General features: G+C 70.9%; 15 protein-coding genes and 1 pseudogene. 11 read left to right on the forward strand and 5 right to left on the reverse strand.

From position 1 onward, the window contains the following. Nucleotides 1–35 precede the first annotated feature (35 nt). The 3 genes from glgX to Mam01_RS19370 all read right to left on the reverse strand — a co-directional run bounded on the left by glgX (nt 36) and on the right by Mam01_RS19370 (nt 4709). Nucleotides 36–2195 carry a glycogen debranching protein GlgX gene (gene glgX / locus Mam01_RS19360; RefSeq protein ID WP_150940253.1) on the reverse strand — a complete coding sequence of 720 codons (2160 nt, stop codon included), beginning with the start codon at nt 2193–2195 and terminating at the stop codon, nt 36–38. Nucleotides 2196–2645: 450 nt separating this feature from the next. Beyond that, complete coding sequence (locus tag Mam01_RS19365; RefSeq protein ID WP_204286676.1) at nt 2646–3986, reverse strand: sensor histidine kinase; 1341 nt, start codon at nt 3984–3986, stop codon at nt 2646–2648. Nucleotides 3987–4025: 39 nt separating this feature from the next. Next, entirely contained in the window at nt 4026–4709 is a 684-nt protein-coding gene (locus Mam01_RS19370) for a response regulator transcription factor (protein ID WP_150940250.1), read from the reverse strand. Nucleotides 4710–4866: 157 nt separating this feature from the next. On the opposite strand from Mam01_RS19370, the gene Mam01_RS19375 reads away from it, so the two are divergent. Next, entirely contained in the window at nt 4867–5493 is a 627-nt protein-coding gene (locus Mam01_RS19375) for a hypothetical protein (RefSeq protein WP_204286677.1), read from the forward strand. A 28-nt stretch (nt 5494–5521) separates the two neighbouring features. On the opposite strand, the gene Mam01_RS19380 is transcribed toward Mam01_RS19375, so the two are convergent. Beyond that, nucleotides 5522–6190 carry a DUF305 domain-containing protein gene (locus tag Mam01_RS19380; protein WP_204286678.1) on the reverse strand — a complete coding sequence of 223 codons (669 nt, stop codon included), beginning with the start codon at nt 6188–6190 and terminating at the stop codon, nt 5522–5524. 416 nt (nt 6191–6606) lie between these two features. Between Mam01_RS19380 and Mam01_RS19385 the strand changes: the two genes are divergently transcribed. The 8 genes from Mam01_RS19385 (at nt 6607) to Mam01_RS19420 (ending at nt 15017) form a co-directional block, all read left to right on the forward strand. Beyond that, complete coding sequence (locus Mam01_RS19385; protein ID WP_150940244.1) at nt 6607–7611, forward strand: LacI family DNA-binding transcriptional regulator; 1005 nt, start codon at nt 6607–6609, stop codon at nt 7609–7611. Continuing rightward, complete coding sequence (locus Mam01_RS19390) at nt 7598–9106, forward strand: serine/threonine-protein kinase (RefSeq protein ID WP_204286679.1); 1509 nt, start codon at nt 7598–7600, stop codon at nt 9104–9106. Before Mam01_RS19385 ends, Mam01_RS19390 begins: the two co-directional genes overlap by 14 nt. Nucleotides 9107–9350: 244 nt before the next feature. Continuing rightward, entirely contained in the window at nt 9351–9779 is a 429-nt protein-coding gene (mscL, locus tag Mam01_RS19395; protein WP_150940240.1) for a large conductance mechanosensitive channel protein MscL, read from the forward strand. A gap of 142 nt (nt 9780–9921) precedes the next feature. Then, complete coding sequence (locus Mam01_RS19400; RefSeq protein ID WP_150940239.1) at nt 9922–10317, forward strand: GntR family transcriptional regulator; 396 nt, start codon at nt 9922–9924, stop codon at nt 10315–10317. Between the two features lie 35 nt (nt 10318–10352). Further along, complete coding sequence (locus Mam01_RS19405; RefSeq protein ID WP_204286726.1) at nt 10353–11243, forward strand: ABC transporter ATP-binding protein; 891 nt, start codon at nt 10353–10355, stop codon at nt 11241–11243. Further along, nucleotides 11240–12298, forward strand: a complete 1059-nt coding sequence (locus Mam01_RS19410; protein WP_204286680.1) for an ABC-2 membrane transporter-related protein — start codon at nt 11240–11242, stop codon at nt 12296–12298. The genes Mam01_RS19405 and Mam01_RS19410 overlap by 4 nt, the downstream gene beginning before the upstream one ends. After that, nucleotides 12295–13731 (forward strand): S41 family peptidase, encoded by a 1437-nt coding sequence (locus Mam01_RS19415; protein WP_239101435.1) that lies wholly within the window; start codon nt 12295–12297, stop codon nt 13729–13731. Before Mam01_RS19410 ends, Mam01_RS19415 begins: the two co-directional genes overlap by 4 nt. Before the next feature lie 41 nt (nt 13732–13772). Further along, entirely contained in the window at nt 13773–15017 is a 1245-nt protein-coding gene (locus Mam01_RS19420) for an alpha/beta hydrolase family protein (protein WP_239101436.1), read from the forward strand. Here Mam01_RS19420 and Mam01_RS19425 read toward each other — a convergent pair. Continuing rightward, the gene (locus Mam01_RS19425) at nt 14969–15547 is read right to left on the reverse strand and encodes an alpha-amylase family glycosyl hydrolase (protein ID WP_204286681.1); all 579 of its coding nucleotides are present in this window, start codon (nt 15545–15547) and stop codon (nt 14969–14971) included. The genes Mam01_RS19420 and Mam01_RS19425 overlap by 49 nt on opposite strands. 297 nt (nt 15548–15844) lie before the next feature. Here Mam01_RS19425 and Mam01_RS19430 point away from each other — a divergent pair, with 297 nt between their 5' ends. Both Mam01_RS19430 and Mam01_RS19435 read left to right on the forward strand, forming a co-directional pair. After that, nucleotides 15845–16174, forward strand: a complete 330-nt coding sequence (locus Mam01_RS19430) for a hypothetical protein (protein ID WP_204286682.1) — start codon at nt 15845–15847, stop codon at nt 16172–16174. 328 nt (nt 16175–16502) lie between these two features. Then, nucleotides 16503–16852, forward strand: a pseudogene (locus tag Mam01_RS19435) (transposase family protein); the annotation flags it as partial. Between the last annotated feature and the right edge of the window lie 406 nt (nt 16853–17258).

Genomic DNA, 17258 nt, shown 5'->3' on the forward strand with positions numbered 1-17258 from the left:
ACACCAACGGCACTCTAACCGGCCGTCCCCGCTGGTCAGGACGACGTGTGGCGGACCCGGCGCAGGACCCGCACCGACCGGCCGGTGACCGGCACCGCCTCACCGGCCCGGCACATCCGCGACTCGCTCTGCCCGGGCATCGCGGTGTCCAGCTCGGTGCACCACAGCTCGCCGTAGTTCTTCGGCACGGTGAACTTGAGCATCTCGTGGTGGGCGTTGAACAGCAGCAGGAACGAGTCGTCGGCGATCCGCCTGCCCCTGCTGTCGGGTTCGGTGATCGCGTCGCCGTTGAGGAAGACCGCCAGCGCCTTGGCGTAGCCGTTCGTCCAGTCGGCGTCGGTCATCTCGGTGCCCGACGGGGTGAGCCAGGCGATGTCGCTCAGCTCGTCGTGGGAGCCGCGCACGGGACGGCCGTAGAAGAAGCGGCGGCGCCGGAAGACGGGGTGGTCGCGGCGCAGCCGGGCGAGGCGCCGGGTGAACTCGAGGAGCTGCCGCCTCTCGACCGTCCCCGCGTCCTCCTCGGCGGTGGCCCCGGCCTCCAGCACGGCGCCCCAGTCGACCCAGCTGATCTCGTTGTCCTGGCAGTAGGCGTTGTTGTTGCCCTGCTGGGTGCGGCCGATCTCGTCGCCGTGCGACAGCATCGGCACGCCCTGCGACAGGAACAGCGTGGCCAGGAAGTTGCGCTTCTGCCGCTCGCGCAGCTGCGCGACCGGGCCGGTCGCCGGGCCCTCGACGCCGCAGTTCCAGGACCTGTTGTCGTCCGCGCCGTCGCGGTTGTCCTCGCCGTTGGCCTCGTTGTGCTTGCCGTTGTACGACACGAGATCCTGCAGCGGGAAGCCGTCGTGGCAGGTGACGAAGTTGATCGACGCGGCGGGGCGGCGGCTGTCGTCCTGGTAGAGGTCGCTCGACCCGGTCAGGCGGCTGGCGAACTCGGGCAGCGCGGCGGGCTCGCCCCGCCACAGGTCGCGGATCGTGTCGCGGTAGCGGCCGTTCCACTCGGTCCAGCGGGCCGGGAAGTTGCCGACCTGGTAGCCCCCCGGGCCGACGTCCCACGGCTCGGCGATGAGCTTGACCTGCGACAGCACCGGGTCCTGCTGGACGAGGTCGAAGAACGCGCTCAGCCGGTCGACCTCGTGCAGCTCACGGGCCAGCGACGCCGCGAGGTCGAAGCGGAATCCGTCCACGTGCATGTCGCGCACCCAGTAGCGCAGCGAGTCCATGATCAGCTGGAGCGCGTGCGGGCTGCGCATGAGCAGGCTGTTGCCGGTGCCGGTGGTGTCCATGTAGTAGCGGCGGTCGTCCTCGACCAGCCGGTAGTAGTTGGCGTTGTCGATGCCCCGCATGGACAGGGTCGGGCCCAGGTGGTTGCCCTCGGCGGTGTGGTTGTAGACGACGTCGAGGATCACCTCGATGCCGGCCTCGTGCAGGGCCTTCACCATCGCCTTGAACTCCAGCACCTGCCCGCCGCGCTGGCCGGAGCTCGAGTACGCGTTGTGCGGCGCGAAGAAGCCGATCGTGTTGTAGCCCCAGTAGTTGGCCAGCCCCCGCTTCTCCAGCATGTGGTCGGTCACGAACTGGTGGACCGGCATCAGCTCGATCGCGGTGACCCCGAGGGCGGTCAGGTGGTCGATGATCTCCGGGTGGCCGAGCGCGGCGTACGTGCCGCGGATGCGGTCCGGGATCTTGGGGTGGGTGATCGTCAGGCCGCGCACGTGCGCCTCGTAGAGCACCGTGTCGTGGTACGGCGTGGCCGGGGGACGGTCGTGCCCCCACCCGAAGAACGGGTTGACGACCACCGACCGCGGCACGTACGCCGCCGAGTCGCTGTCGTCCCGGCTGTCCGGCTCGCCGAAGCGGTAGCCGTACACCGCCTGGTCCCAGTTGACCGAGCCCTCCACCGCCTTGGCGTACGGGTCGATCAGCAGCTTGTTCGGGTTGCAGCGCAGTCCCTCGGCGGGCGAGTAGGGCCCGTGGACGCGGTAGCCGTACCGCTGGCCCGGGCCGACGCCCGGGAGATAGCAGTGCCAGACGAAGCCGTCCACTTCGGCCAGCGACACGCGCTCCTCGTTGCCCTCGTCGTCGAACAGGCACAGCTCGACCCGCTCGGCCACCTCGCTGAAGAGCGCGAAGTTGGTGCCCGCGCCGTCGTACGTCGCCCCGAGAGGATAGGAATCCCCCGGCCAGATCTCCCTCACTGGACCTCCTCGCCGTCCGGCTCGGCGGTCCTGCCGGGAAGCCCCCGGAGTCCACCGGCTCTATGGTCGCGATCGTTCCCGGTCCGGTCCCGTCCGGGACGGCCGCTCACCCGATCGTGATGCTGAGTGTCGTTCACAAGACATCGTGCCTGCCCGCAAAAGGCTCCGACAGTCGCGCCACGTTAACTGCGTGTATGGCAAAGGGGTGAACCGGCCATCGGCGAGCAAAGCGCCGCCCGTTTCGGGCATCAACGCCGCGAGCTGGCCGTACGCGCCTAATCTGGGACACCTCACCCGTCCGCTGTCCGTACCGTGGCTTCCGGCCGGTCACCCACCGCAGTCACCGCGCCCCTCACCGGCTCTCACCGGCCCTGGATCGACCCGCCGATTAACGGTCCTTCCCGATGTGCCTTCCCGCTGGCGGGGTTACGGACACCGGAAACCGGCGGGTCATCGGACCGGCGAGCCGGTCGCGCCCCCGCGGGCGCGGCGAAGCAGGCCGCGGCGGGGGGCGGCGGCGCGGCCGTCGGTGCGCAGCCACAGGTTGACGCCGGTGCCGCCGAGCGCCGAGGGCTCGACGCGGACCCCGCCGCCCGTCGACTCGGCGAGGCGGCGGGCGATGTCGAGGCCGAGGCCGGTGGAGCCCGCCCCGCTGTTGCCCCGCCGCAGCGCCCTCTCGGGATCGGGGATGCCCGGGCCCGCGTCCGCGACGAGGACGCCCACGATGCCGCTCCCCCGGTGCAGGGTGACGCGGAAGGCGGTGCCCTGCGGGGTGTGCCGGAAGACGTTGCCGAGCAGCGCGTCGACCACCGCGCCGAGGTCGGCGGCGGCGACCGGCACGGGGGTGGCCTCGTCGGCGCCGACGAGTTGCCACGGCCGCCCCTGGTCCTCGGCCAGCGCCGACCAGAAGGCGAGCCGTTCGCACAGCACGAGCGCGGCGTCGCAGCCCGCCGGCACGGCCCGGCGCGCAGGCCGCCGGGACGCCTCGATGATCTCGTCGACCGCGTGTTCGAGCCGCTCGATCGCGAGCCTGCGCTGCTGCTCGGCCTCCGGGCCGCTGCCGCCGAGGTTGAGCCGCAGCGCGGTGAGCGGGGTGCGCAGCCGGTGCGACAGGTCGGCGGCGAGCTCGCGCTCGGCCGCGAGCAGCACCGCCACCTGGTCGGCCATCGCGTTGAAGGCGCGTCCGGCGGCCACCAGCTCGGGCGGGCCGTCGGGGATGATGCGGACCGACAGGTCGCCCGCGCCGAGCGCGGCGGCGGCCTGCCCCAGCCGCCGGGCGGACCGGACCACCCGGGCCCCGAGCCGGTCGGCCACCACCACCGACCCCACCACCAGCGTGACGGCCACGCCGGTCAGCACGGCCCAGGACGTGGAGACGCCCTTCCTGGCGTCCGCCTCGGGCGCGTACGCCTCGATGACGGCGCTCCGGCCGCCGCCCAGCGCGACGGGCCTGAGCAGGACGTATCCGTTGGCGACCGGCACCGTCCTGGCCCGTTCCGCGGCGTTCGCCACGTCGGCGGGGCCGACCCGGGAGCGGCCGACGGTCCGCCCGCCGGACAGGTGGACGGCCAGGCGCGAGACCCCCGCCGGCGTGCTGGCGAGCGCGCGTTCGAGCGCGGCCACGTCGTCGGTGATCACCAGGGCGGGCACGATCGTCGCGGCCTGCCGCTCGGCGTCCGCCAGCGCCCGGCTCTCCGCGATCTCCATGACCCCCACGGCCAGCGGGATGAGGAAGGCCAGCGCGACCATCGCCGTCACGGCGACCGCCACCAGGGCCAGGCTCCGTCGCACCGTACTCCCGCCGCTCCCGCCGCTCCCGCCGCCGGACTCTCAGGCCTCTGCGGGAGGACTGAGACGTACGCCGACGCCCCGCACGGTGTGCAGGTAGCGGGGCCGCGAGGCGCTCTCGCCGAGCTTGCGCCGCAGCCACGACAGGTGCACGTCGATCGTCTGGTCGTCGCCGTACGACTGCCGCCACACCTCGGCCAGCAACTGCCTGCGCGAGATCACGCGGTCGGGGCGGGCGGCGAGGTAGGCGAGCAGGTCGAACTCCCTGCGGGTGAGGTCGAGCGGCACGCCGTCGAGCCGTGCCTCCCTGCGGTCGGCGTCGACGACCAGGCCGCCGACCTTGACGACCGACGCCGGCGTCCCCGGCCTCGCCCGTCTCAGCACGGCCTCCAGCCGGGCGTTGAGGTGGTCGCCCGAGAACGGTTTGACCAGGTAGTCGTCCGCGCCGTCGCGCAGCAGGCGGACGATCTGGGCCTCGTCGTCACGCGCGGTGGCGACGATGACCGGCACGTCGGAGATCGCCCGGAGCATCTTCAGGGCCTCGGCGCCGTCGAGGTCGGGCAGCCCCAGGTCGAGGATGACCACGTCGGGGGCGACGTGGGCGATCTCCCGCAGCGCGTCGAGCGCCCGGCCCGCGCTGCGGACGGCGTGGCTGCGCCCCGTCAGGTCGCGGATGATCGCGGAACGGACGAACTCGTCGTCCTCCACCACCAGAACGGTCGCCATGGGGCAGAAACGTACACTCTTCACCCCTGCCGCGTCCGCCGAAGAGCGACTCGGAAAGTGTGGATCAAGGGAGATTCGCCCCGCCCTTATGTGCTTATAGATCACCCGAAATCAGTCAAGGCGCGGGATCCGGACACGAGATAGAGTGAGCGGCCACATGAGACGGGCCACCGGTTACACGATCGCCTGGTGCGGGGCCACCGCACTGGCCGTCGGCGTGTCCTGGCTCGGCGTGCGCGACGTGCTGCGCAGTGCGGTCCTGGACGACGCCCCCCTCGCCCCGGTGGTGGCCGTCGCCGCCCCGGTCACCGCCTACGCGGCGCTTCCGTCCGCCGATCCGGGGACCGATCCGGACGCGGCCTCCACCCCGGGCCCGGAGTCCCCGCCGCCGTCCCTGTCACGGTCGCTGTCACCGACGCCGCGCCCGGCACGGCGGAACGCGACCGCCACCCCGTCGCGGACGGCCCGCTCCTCTCCCACCGCCCGCACCGACCGTCCGGACGACGCGGCGGGGTCGGCCCCGCCGCCGCCGAGCACCCGGCCGCGCCGCGACCCGGCGGAGGAGACCCTGCACACGTTCACCCTGAAAGGCGGGCGGGCGACGATCGCGGTCACCTCACGGGACTGCCGGGTCGTCACGGCCACGCCGAACGAGGGCTACCAGGTCAAGGTCTGGGAGGAGGAGCAGTGGCTGCGCGTCGCCTTCCTCCGGGAGGTGCACGAGTCGTCGGCGTTCTGCGCGTGGAACGCCCTGCCGCCCAGGCTCGACACGTACGAGCGCTGAGCGGCGACCCGGGACGAGCGGCCGGGGGTCACTTCAGCTTGGCGAGGTAGCCCTTCAGCTCCTTGACCTCGGCGGACAGGGCCGTGGAGATGGCCGTGGCCAGCGCCTTCCCGCCCTCGAACACTCCCTTCTCCTGCTCGGCGCCCGCGATCGCGATCGCCCCGCCGTCATGCTTGATCATCAGGGTCGTGAACCGCTTGTCGAAGGCGGGGCCGCTCAGCTTGGCGAGGGCGTCGACCTCGGCCTTCGTCTGCATGCCGGGCATCTTGTGGTCGCGCGGCAGCGGCTCGGCGCCCCACATGTCGAGCCAGCCCTTCAGCGTGCGGATATCGGTGTCGCGGGCCGAGAGGATGCGGGAGGCCATGTCCCTGACCCAGGGGTCGCCGGCCCGCGTCTGGGCGAGCGTGGCCAGGTCGACGGCCTGGAGGTGGTGCGGGATGATCTTGCCGGCGAACGCCACGTCGGCGGCGTTGTGGTCGGCCGGCGTCTCCGCGCCGCCGGGGTCGGCCGGCGTGGCGGTGACGGTCGTGCCGTCCGAGGGCTCGGCGGCGGCCGCCGAGGCCGGGGCGGGGGCCGGAGAGGGGGCGGCGCCGTCCGCCCCGCCGCAGCCGGCGAGCAGGGCCATCGCGAGCACGGCGGTCAGCGTGCCCGTCAGGCCGGGGTTGACTGGGAGCGGACGGCGGGGGGCGGTCGTCACTGGGGGGCCTTTCCGGTCGGGGCTTGGGGGACGGCGGGCACGGCCACCGGGACCGGGCGGGGCGTCCGGCTCGGGTCGCCGCGGACCCTGCGCCACACCGGCCCTGGTTCCTGGCGGAGGACCCTACCGCCATACCGCCACCGTCACCACGCCGTAACGGGCGTCCACCCCCTACTGAGCCGCCCGCTTTACGGCACATTTACTCAGATTTACGGACAAGGTGGACATATAGGGTCAAACCGAACTTTGACTACCCCAAGCAACCCCTGTGCTCTAGCCTCCAACTATGTCAAACGGGAGCGAAACTCTACGAAAGGTTTCACACCGAGGAAACCTCTGTTGACACGAGCGAAACAGTGATACTTTCGCTTGGGAGCGCTCCCAAGCCGTGTGAACCTTCGGGCCGAGGAGACCGGATGGCCGATCTTCCCACCCTCGCAGAGGTAGCCGCCGCAGCCGGCGTCTCCCCGGCAACAGCTTCCCGGGTCTTGACCGGCTCGGTACGCGTGACCACATCGACCCGTCGGCAGGTCCATGACGCGATGTCGCGTCTGGGCTATGTCCGGCGTCGTGCCCCTCGGGGTGCGGCGGGCAGGCGGGCCGAGCAGATCATCGCCGCGGTCGTCTGCGAGCACAGTCCACGCCTATTCACCGAGCCGTTCTATGCCAGGCTCCTGTCCGCGTGCGAGGAGGTGCTGGCGACGCACGGGGTGCCGATGGTCGTGATGACCGCGACCCCGGCGACCGCCTCCATCGCCGCGCCACCGCTGGTCGCGGGCGCCGTCGACGGCGTGCTCCTCATCGGAGCGCGTGCGCGGCACCCCCTCGCGGTAACGCTGGCGGCGTCTGGCGTCCCGGTGCGCTGTGCCGGGCGGCCGCCAGACGGCATCGACCTGCCATTCGTCGACATGGACAACCGTGACGGCGGACGGCAGGCGGCCGAGCACCTGCTGCTCAACAACCGCAAGCACATCGCCACGATCGCCGGGCCGCCGACCCTGCCGGCCGCGCGCGACCGGCTGGAGGGCTTCCGGCAGACGCTGCGCGACGCGGGGGTGCTCGACATGCCCGTGGCGTACGGCGACTTCACCCACGCGTCGGGTGCGCACGCCATGCAGTGGCTGCTGCAACGGGCGCCGCACCTCGACGCCGTCTTCGCGGCGTCGGACGTGATGGCGGCCGGGGCCATGCAGACGCTGCGCCGCGCCGGGCGCAAGGTGCCGGACGACGTGGCCGTGATCGGGTACGACGACGCGCCGGTGGCCCGGCACACGTCGCCGACTCTGACCACGGTCCGGCAGCCCGTCGAGGAAATGGCCACGCTCGCCGCACGACTGCTTCTCATGACACTCGGGGACGGGGAGAATCCCAAGGGCAATCCGGTGCTCCCCACGGAACTGGTGGTTCGTGAATCGGCCTGAGCTTAGAGAAGGCGACATCCTGACCCGTCGTTACCTGCTCCAGGAGCGGTTGGCGACGGGCGGGATGTCGGTCATCTGGCGTGCCTTCGACCAGTCACTGCAGCGCATGGTCGCGATCAAGGTGCTGGACGGCTCGCTGGACGACGAAAACCCCGGCCGGGAACTCATGCGCAGGGAGGCCAGGGCCACCGCCCGGCTGATCCATCCCGACGCGATCGAGGTCTACGACTACGGGGAGACGGTCACGAACGGCGGCAGGCTGGCGTCGTTCGTGGTCATGCGGTTGCTTGAGGGCCGGTCGCTGGCCGACCGGATCATGGAGGGCCCGCTGCCCTGGGCCGAGGCGACGCAGATCGCCGCCGGGCTGGCGCAGGTGCTGGCGGCGGCGCACGACCGGGGCATCGTCCACCGTGACGTCACCCCGGAGAACGTGCTGCTCGCCGCCGACGGGCCCAAGCTGCTCGACTTCGGCATCGCCGCCTTCATCGGCGAGACCGACGACCAGCTGGTGGCCGACTTCGGCACGCCTCCCTACGTCGCGCCCGAGCGGCTGAGGGGGACGACCGCCGATCCGGCGGTGGACGTCTACGCCCTCGGCGTGCTGCTTTTCGAGATGCTGACCGGCCACCTGCCGTATCCCGAGAAGACCTGGGAGGCGATCGAGGCGGCGCGGCGGGACGGCCCGCCGCCGGTCCCCGAAGGGGTGCCCGGCCTGCCGCAGGAGGTCGCCGACCTGTGCCGGCGCTGCCTGTCCGGCGATCCCGTCGACCGGCCGAGCGCCCGCGCGGTCGCCGCGGCGCTGGCCGCAGTGCGCAAACCACCGGGGCCGCGAGGCGCGGGCTGGGGCGCCGCCGCCGTCGGAGCCGCGGCTCTCGGCGGCATTTTGTGGGTCTCCCAGTCGGGGGGCCAGGGCCTCGGCGCCGCCGTCGTGCTCAACCCGGCGATCGCGCAGCCGGCGCAGGCCACCCCCACGCCGTCGGCCGCGCTGGGTGAACCCGTGGCCGAACCGATGACCGAACCTCTGACCGAGGCCCGCCACACGGCGGGACCGGTCGCCCGGCACACCGCGAAGCCGGTGGCCGACCCCGCGCGCGCGCACGGGCCCACCCCCTCCCCCTCCGCGACGAAGACCAGGGTCAAGAGCCGGCACGGCGGCGACTCCGCCCAGCCGCGCGCGACGGTCACCCGCAAACCCGGTGTGACCACGCTGCCCCTGGCCACTCCCGCCCCCTACCTGGCGGTCGAGACCGCGGTGCGCCGGTTCACGCTGCTCGTGGACGGCGCCGAGGCCACCCATGACATCGACGACGACGTGGCGCTCGACCTCAAGCAGGTGCTGCGCAACGCGGTGGCGGCGGGACAGGGACTCACCGAGGTGCGGACCAAACTGGAGGTCCGCTACGGCGAGGGACGGCTGCCGCTCGTGCTGAAGCAGGAGTTGCACCACGCGCTGGACGGTGTCGAGGCGGCCCTCGCCCGTTCTACTGGTACCTGATTTGGGAGCGCTCCCAGAACAACTTTCTGTTGTCGGCTGTCAAGTCCGGGGGTCGAGGCGCGTCCGTAAAGCCTCCTGACTCGGACCGAAATAATCGTCTGTTTTCACCCGCCGGGCGGGGCGGCACCGCCCAATCGTGGGCGGTGCCGCCCCGCCCGGCCTGGCGACGAAAGTGTTTAGCACCGCCCCGGACCCGCGTCAAGACCTTGAATAGCGGTGGTAAAACCGGATACCTCGTTTCCTCATGAGCGGATTCAAGAAGTTCCTGATGCGGGGCAACCTGGTGGAGCTCGCCGTCGCCGTGGTCGTGGGCGCGACGTTCAGCGGGCTGATCCAGGCTCTCGTCAAGGACCTCATCACGCCCCTGATCGCGGCGATAACCGGAGGCAAGGAGCCCGACTTCTCCGGCTACACGTTCACCGTCAACGGCGCGGTGTTCAAGTACGGCGACTTCGTCAACAGCCTGCTGTCGTTCCTGATCGTCGCCGCGGTGGTCTACTGGCTGGTCGTCCTGCCGATGAGCCGCTTCCTGGCCCTCTTCGAGACCAAGAAGGAGGCCACCGAGAAGCAGTGCCCCGAGTGCCTGTCGGACATCCCCGTCGCCGCCCGGCGCTGCGCCTTCTGCACCGTCGAGCTGTCCACCGTCTCCGCGGCGGACAAGCCCCCCGCCTGACCTCCGCCCCCTTGCCGGCCCCCGATGGAGTCTCCATCGGGGGTCGGCGTCCGTTCCGGCTCGCGCGCGGGAGATTTCTCTATCCTTATGATCTCTTAACATCTAGGTGTCTAAAGTACTAGGAACCTAGATAAATGGAGCTATGGTGATCGAGTTCTACTTGGACGGCCGGTCCGGTGTCTCGCCCTACCTGCAGCTGGTCCAGCAGGTACGGCACGCGCTGCGGCTGGGCCTGCTACACGAAGGCGACCGGCTTCCGACCGTCAAGGACGTCGTGGCGCGGCTGGCGCTCAACCCCAACACCGTGCTCAAGGCCTACCGGGAACTCGAACACGAGGGCCTGGTGGCCGCACGGCCGGGGATCGGGACGTTCGTCACCAGGACGCTGACCGACGCCTCCCTGGCCGCGCATGGCCGGCTGCGTGAGGACCTGCGGCGCTGGCTGGCCGCGGCGCGTCTGGCCGGCCTCGACGACGAGAGCATCGAGGCCCTGTTCATGACCACCTTCAGGAGCTCCTCTCAGGAGGACGTCGCATGATCAGGGGATTGGCCGGTCCGGTCTCGGAAGAGCCGATGACCACCGTCCTGCGGGCCCGGGGACTGGCCAGGAAGTACGGCAGGCGATGGGCGCTGAGAGACTGCACCCTCGACATCCCGGGCGGGCACGTCGTCGGGCTGGTGGGCCCCAACGGGGCGGGCAAGACCACGCTGCTGAAGCTGGCAGGCGGGCAGCTTCCGCCGACCGCGGGAGACATCACCGTGCTCGGCGGCCGTCCGGCCGGCGGGGCGGCGCAGCTGGCCAGGATCGGGTTCGTCGCCCAGGACACCCCCGTCTACGCGGGGCTGAGCGTCGCCGACCACCTGCGGCTGGGAGCTGGGCTCAACCCCCGCTGGGACGCCGCTCTCGCACGAGAACGCGTCGAACGGCTCGGCCTCGATCCCGCGCACCGGGCGGGCAGGCTGTCGGGAGGCCAGCGGGCCCAACTCGCCCTCACCCTGGGCCTGGCCAAGCGGCCCGAACTGCTGATCCTGGACGAGCCGGTCGCCGCGCTGGACCCCCTGGCCCGCCGCGAGTTCCTGCAGGGCCTCATGGAGGCCGTCGCCGAGCACGAGTTCAGCGTGGTGCTGTCCTCCCACCTCGTCTCCGACCTGGAACGGACATGTGACTACCTGATCGTGCTGGTCGACTCACGCGTCCAGCTCGCGGGACAGGTGGACGACCTGCTGGCCACGCATCACCGGCTCACCGGCCCGCGACGCGACCCCGACCGGCTCCCGGCCGGCCAGCACGTCGTCTCCGCCAGCCACACCGACCGGCAGAGCACGTTCGTCATCCGCACCGAGGACCCGATCCACGACCCCGCCTGGACCGTCAGCCGGCTCACCCTGGAGGACCTCGTCCTGGCCTACATGGAAGGGCCGGCTCCCGCCAAGGGGCGCCCGGTCCTGGAGGTGCGGCGATGATCTGGCTGACCTGGCGCCAGTTGCGCGGCGCGGCCGTGACGACCGCCGCCGCGCTCGTCGTGCTCGCCGTCGTCCTGGCGCTCACCGGGCCGGGGATGGCCTCCGCCTACTCCACCGGCATCACCGCCTGCGTCCGGGACGGCGGCTGCCCGCACTTCTTCGACCGGTTCTTCGACGACTACGAGGCTCCCTTCCAGGCCACCACCGTCATCGTGCTGGTTCTTCCCGCCCTGATCGGTCTCTTCTGGGGCGCGCCGCTGGTCACCCGCGAGCTGGAGGCCGGCACCCACCTGCTGGTGTGGAACCAGAGCATCACCCGCACCCGCTGGCTGGCCGTCAAACTCACGGTCGTCGGCGGGGCCGCCGTGGCCGCGGCCGGGCTGTGCAGTCTCGCGGTGACCTGGTGGTCCGCTCCTCTGGACAGGTCCGCCGCGCCGGGCTTCACGCTCATGGATCCCCTGGTGTTCGGCGCGCGCGGCGTCGTCCCCATGGCCTACGCGGCATTCGCGTTCGCCCTTGGCGTGACCGCCGGGCTGGTCGTCAGGCGTACCCTGCCCGCCATGGCCGTCACCCTGGCCGTCTTCGCGGTGGTCCAGATCGTCATGCCGTTGACGGTCCGGCCCCACCTCCTGCCTCCGGTCACCTCGTCGTTCCAGCTCGGCCCGGAGAACGTGGACTCGTTCGGCAAGTCGAACGACGAGGAGTTTCCCCGGGTGGTCCTGCAATCGGCGCTCCCCGGGCACACCGGCGCCTGGGTGCTGTCCAGCCGCCTCGCCGACCCGTCCGGGCGCGTGACCGCCCCCGACGGCGTCCCCGCCGCCGTACGCGTGTCCATGACCTCCGGGCCGTGCGCGCCGTCCCCGCAGGCGCGGGAGGGAGCCGGGGGCATGGACGCGTGCCTCGCCGAGCTCAACCGGCTCGGCTACCGGCAACTGGCGGTCTACCAGCCGTTCGAGCGGTTCTGGCCGTTGCAGTGGATCGAGACCGGCGCCTACGCCCTGCTCACCCTCGCCCTCACGGCGCTCTGTTTCCAGTGGATCAGGAGGCGTCCGTGACGGCCGCCCGGGCGCTGGCGGCCGGCATGCTCCTCCTCCTGACGGTCGCCTGCGCGGCACAGACCCCGCCGCGCACCGAGCCCGGCGCCACGGCCACCGGTGGTCCGGCCGTATGCGCCGAGCCCCGGGGCAATCCGCCGCCGGAGACGCCCACCACGATCGACGTCGTCGAGCAGGCGTACTTCTGCGTCCTCGCCGGCTACTACAGCGGGGCGAAGCTGGACGACCGCTCCCTGCTGACCGCGGGATTCGCTGCCTTCGTCCAGGAGCTCAACCGCAGCGGGCGCGACTCGCCCGAGGCCGGCGTGCCGGCGTTCACGGGTGACCGCAAGGCCGACTGGACCGCGTTCGAGGCGGTCTACCGGCGGGTCACCGACCGGCTGCCGGACGACGCCCGCCTCAGGGAGAGGTTGGCCGAGGCCACGCTGCAGGCCATCGTGACCGCTCTGGGCGACGACCACGCCCGCTGGGAGCACGGAGGCCGGCGCCCGCCGGACTCCTACGACGACGACCAGTACGGCCTGGGCATGCGGGCCAGCGCCGGCCCCCAGGTGAGCGTCAACCCCGGGACCGCCCTGCCCCCGCTGTTCGTGACCGGCGTCCTGGGCGGACCGGCGAAGGCCGCCGGGCTCCGGCCGGGCGACGTCATCGAAGCCGTCGACGGATCGGCGCCCTTCGTCGGCCAGACGGTCACCCCGGCCGCCGTCGCCGCGCTGTACCCGCGATACCCCGAAGACGGGCCGGTACGGCTCCGATTGCTGCGGCAGAAGACCGGCCGGCGCTGGACCGTGACGCTGAAGCCGGGTCTCTTCCGGCCCGATCCGGCCACGACGCAGGTGGTGACGTCCGCACTGCTGGGGAACGGCGTCGCCTACGTACGGCTGAGCGCCTTCGCGCCCGACGTCGCGGACCGGGTGTTCAGGACGATCTCCAGGATGAGGGCCGGTCACCCGCTCACCGGTGTCGTGCTGGACGTACGCGGCAACGGCGGCGGCAGTCCCGACGAGGCGAACAGGCTGCTGGGCGGGTTCGCCCACGGCAAGGTCACCGCGTACCAGTGCGCGGTGGACGGCAGGTGCGAGTCCATGAGGACCGACGACAGCGTGGCGCTGCTCGGCCTGCCACTGGTGGTGCTCACCGACCGCGGCTGCGCCTCGGCCTGTGAGCACTTCAGCTCCGCCGTCAAGGACCTGCGCCTCGGCCGGCTGGTCGGGACGCGGACCGCCGGCGCCGTCTCCGGCCCGGCGCGGGCGTATCTCCTCGCGAACAACACCATTCTGTCGTTCCCGGCGACGCGTCACCTGGCCCCCGGCCGCGAGGTGATCGACCGGGTCGGCGTCGCACCCGACCACCACGTGCCGCCGACCCCCGCGGACGCCGCCGCCGGGCGCGACCCCGCTCTGGACAAGGCCCTGGCCCTGCTGCACGGGTGACGCGCTCGTCTCCCGCCATGTCCTGAAAGGACGGATGCTTCATGAGTCATGCCGTCAGATCGGCGCCGGTCCCGCGCGGTGGCCTGCCGGCCGCCTCCGGACTGGTCGCCTTCTCCATGACCGCTCTCTCCCTGACCGCCTTGTCCCTGACCGGCTGCTCCACGCCCGCCCTCCCCCGGTCCGTCCCGGCCGCCGCGTCCGCCCGCCCGTCCGCCACCGGTGTCCCGGTCATTCCCGCGCCGACCGCCGGCGGGCGGCCCGTCGGGACCACCACCCTGTATCTGAAGGACGCCTCCCGCCCCGACCCGTGGGTGCCGGAGGCGGAGGCCAGGGAGCTCATGGTCACCCTGTGGTACCCGACGCGGGCGAGCGGGGGCCGGCGGGCCCCGTACATGACCGCGAAGGAGTCGGAGCTCACGCTGAGGGGCAAGAAGGTGACCGGCGTGCCGTACGACCTGCTGAGCAGGACGCGCACCAACGCCTACCAGGACGCGGAACCGGCGGGGCGCAGGGCGGGCCTGCCCCTGGTCGTGCTCTCCCCGGGTTTCACCATGCCCCGCGGCACGCTCACGGCGCTCGCCGAGGAGCTGGCCGCCGGTGGGTACGTGGTGGCCGGCGTCGACCATGCCTACGAGAACTACGCGACGACCTTCCCGGGCGGGCGGGTCGCCGAGTGCGTCGCCTGCGACAGCGACGGCGACCCCGGTTTCGGCACGAAAGCGGTCGGGGTCAGAGCGGCCGACGTGTCCTTCGTGCTCGACCGGCTCACCGGGCGGGGCGCCAGGTGGGAGGGCTCCGCGCTGATCGACGCGTCCAGGATCGCGATGGTCGGCCACTCCATCGGCGGGGCGAGCGCCGTGGCGGCCATGCTGAAGGACCCCCGGATACGCGGCGGGATCGACATGGACGGCACCACGTACGCCCGGATCCCGAAGCGCGGCCTGTCGCGGCCGTTCATGTTCATGGGGTCGGCGGGCCACGCGCCCGGAGGCCGCGACAACTCCTGGGACCGCGACTGGAGACTCCTGACCGGATGGAAGCGCTGGGTCGTGCTCCCCGGCGCGGATCACCAGTCCTTCACCGACGTTCCGCTCCTGGCGGGCGCTCTCGGCCTCGGCGTCCCGGGGACAGTGTCCGCGGCCCGCGGCGCCGAGATCACCCGCGCGTACGTCCGCGCCTTCCTCGACCTGCACCTGCGCGGCGAGCCGCGGCCTCTCCTGGACAAGCCCTCGTCCCGCTACCCCGAGGCCGAGCTGTGCGCCCCGGAACGCAAGACCTGCGAATAGGCGGATGTGGCCCGGGTTCCGTCCCCAGCCGGAACCGCTCTCTCAAAGGGCCTCCTCCGTGATCCAGACGGCGGTGTCGCGCTGGCCAGCACCACCGAGCCCCGGACCGGGAACGGCACCGGCTCCGCGCCGAAGTTCACCACGCAGACCAGGCCGGAGTCGCGACGGAAGGCGATCACGTCGTTCCCGGCCGGCAGCCAGGTCATCGCGCCCTCCCCGAGCAGCTCACGCCGCAGGTGCAGGGCGGAGCGGTACAGGCACAGCATGGAGCCGGGGTCGCGCTGCTGGGCCTCGACGGTGAGGTCGCGCCATCCGGCCGGCTGGGGCAGCCACGGCTCGCCCGTGCCGTATCCGAACGGAGGTTCGGTGCCCGACCACGGCAGCGGCACGCGGCATCCGTCGCGTCCCGGGTCGGTGTGACCCGACCGGGCCCAGATCAGGTCCTCGCGCAAGTCGTCCGGAATATCCTCGACCTCCCACAGGCCGAGCTCCTCCCCCTGGTAGACGTAGACGCTGCCCGGCAGGGCCATGGCCAGCAGGGCAGGCGACGGTCCGGCGTAGCCGTGAGACCGCCGCGGTTAGACCATCGCATGGAAGTCGGCAGCACCGCGACAACAGACAATTCGAGCTCAGTCGAGGCTATGTCACCAAGCCTCCGCCGCCATTGACAAAGAGTCACAATTGTGTTCACAGTGCACATAAGCATCGACTCCGCTCCGCGATTATGGCGCAACACTCCGCAATTCCTCTCGATACCCTTGATTATCCGTGGAAGGTCAGTTTAAGCTCACAAAGCAGGGTAATCGGATGCACAGGGAGCAACCTTGATGAAGCGCATCGGAGCAATTGCCGCCACCCTACTTCTATCTTTCTTCCTAGCACCGAGTGCCAATGCCGTGCCCACGCAGGTAATCCTCTACTACAGCACCAGCAGTAGCGCCATCAGCATCACCTATTCCTGCGCCGCGGGATACCACGTGAACCCTCCCCAGCCCGTGGTCAGGCTTTACAGCGCCTGCGAGAGGCGTGTTTATCTGAATCAGTATTCCGATGGTTCGGGGTGGGCATACTGCGTGAATCCGTGGACCGCGTCCTCGATCCCCGCCGGTTATCAGTACCCCGGCAGAGTCGCAGTGGGCGCGGTCGCCGTCTGCTGACCACACCAAAACGAGTCGATAGCCACTATGATCGGCGCCTTCTATGTGCAGGGCATTTAGACCGCACAGGCCTCAAGACGTTTAATCAACCGGAATGATCAGTTCCCAGTACGATCAAGTAGAAAACCGTAGACTTCGAAGGCAGGCACCGTGCCGTGCCCACATATCGCCACCGTGGGCGTACATCGATGAGTAGTTTTTATCCTGATCTTGCTGGTCGGGATGGGCGGAGGAACCCGAAAGTTGAGGGAGAATTAAGGTTCCCGGTAAGACAGCAGTCTGTCAAGTTGCTCGCTGCCCTCGCCGACCGGAATTACCGCTACTCGTCAAGCACAAACGTCACGGCGTGAACGTCCAAATGCTTGTCGGCCCCACCGGCCGCCTGGTGTGGACCTCTCCTGCCCTTCCTGGTGGGGGTGCATGACCTGACCGCCGCCGGGCCTCATCGAGGCGTTGGACAGCAACATTGTGATGACTTTCGCCGACAAGGGCTATCAAGGCGCAGGCGGCACCATCCGGACCCCGTTCAAACGCCACCGGCACCGCCCACGGCTGTGACGCGGGCAGAAGGACGTCAACCGCGCCCACGCCCGCATTCGAGCCCTCAGCGAACGCGCCACCGCGAACCTGCAGGCCATCCTCGTCCTGCAAGCCGCCGAAGACGACCGCTACTCAGGGCGAAAAGGCTCAATACGCTCGACAGACAGGAACCACGCATCACCTGCCTCCAATGCTAGGCGCGCAACAGGCGAGAAGAAGGACACGCAACAATCAGGAAATATCGATTACATGGATATGTATTGATCCTCCGCGAGCGCCTTCATATGCTTTTGGTAAGGTAAAACAAGCAAAGGAGCTAGAATGAAGAAGATCACAATCGCCTTCGCCACCGTCTCTGCGGCACTCGCTCTGGGTGCGTTCGCTACCACTCCCGGTTATGCCGCTACTTCGAGCGCCCCCGCAGCAACGCGGAGCGTTGCACTCCGGCCACTCTCATGGGCGCTCGACAGAACGTACACATACGGGCCCGGCGGAACCTACTCCACGCAGGCGGCCGCTGCGGCGGCTTGCTGGGCCAGGGCGG

This window comes from Microbispora amethystogenes (assembly GCF_016863015.1).
GTDB lineage: Bacteria > Actinomycetota > Actinomycetes > Streptosporangiales > Streptosporangiaceae > Microbispora > Microbispora amethystogenes.

Excerpts from the sequence above, each read along its gene's own strand:
- Mam01_RS19370 (WP_150940250.1), bottom strand. The coding sequence starts at position 4,709 with ATGGCGACCGTTCTGGTGGTGGAGGACGACGAGTTCGTCCGTTCCGCG.
- Mam01_RS19375 (WP_204286677.1), top strand. The coding sequence starts at position 4,867 with ATGAGACGGGCCACCGGTTACACGATCGCCTGGTGCGGGGCCACCGCA.
- Mam01_RS19385 (WP_150940244.1), top strand. The coding sequence starts at position 6,607 with ATGGCCGATCTTCCCACCCTCGCAGAGGTAGCCGCCGCAGCCGGCGTC.
- mscL (WP_150940240.1), top strand. The coding sequence starts at position 9,351 with ATGAGCGGATTCAAGAAGTTCCTGATGCGGGGCAACCTGGTGGAGCTC.
- Mam01_RS19400 (WP_150940239.1), top strand. The coding sequence starts at position 9,922 with ATGGTGATCGAGTTCTACTTGGACGGCCGGTCCGGTGTCTCGCCCTAC.
- Mam01_RS19405 (WP_204286726.1), top strand. The coding sequence starts at position 10,353 with ATGACCACCGTCCTGCGGGCCCGGGGACTGGCCAGGAAGTACGGCAGG.
- Mam01_RS19410 (WP_204286680.1), top strand. The coding sequence starts at position 11,240 with ATGATCTGGCTGACCTGGCGCCAGTTGCGCGGCGCGGCCGTGACGACC.
- Mam01_RS19420 (WP_239101436.1), top strand. The coding sequence starts at position 13,773 with ATGAGTCATGCCGTCAGATCGGCGCCGGTCCCGCGCGGTGGCCTGCCG.
- Mam01_RS19425 (WP_204286681.1), bottom strand. The coding sequence starts at position 15,547 with ATGGCCCTGCCGGGCAGCGTCTACGTCTACCAGGGGGAGGAGCTCGGC.
- Mam01_RS19430 (WP_204286682.1), top strand. The coding sequence starts at position 15,845 with ATGAAGCGCATCGGAGCAATTGCCGCCACCCTACTTCTATCTTTCTTC.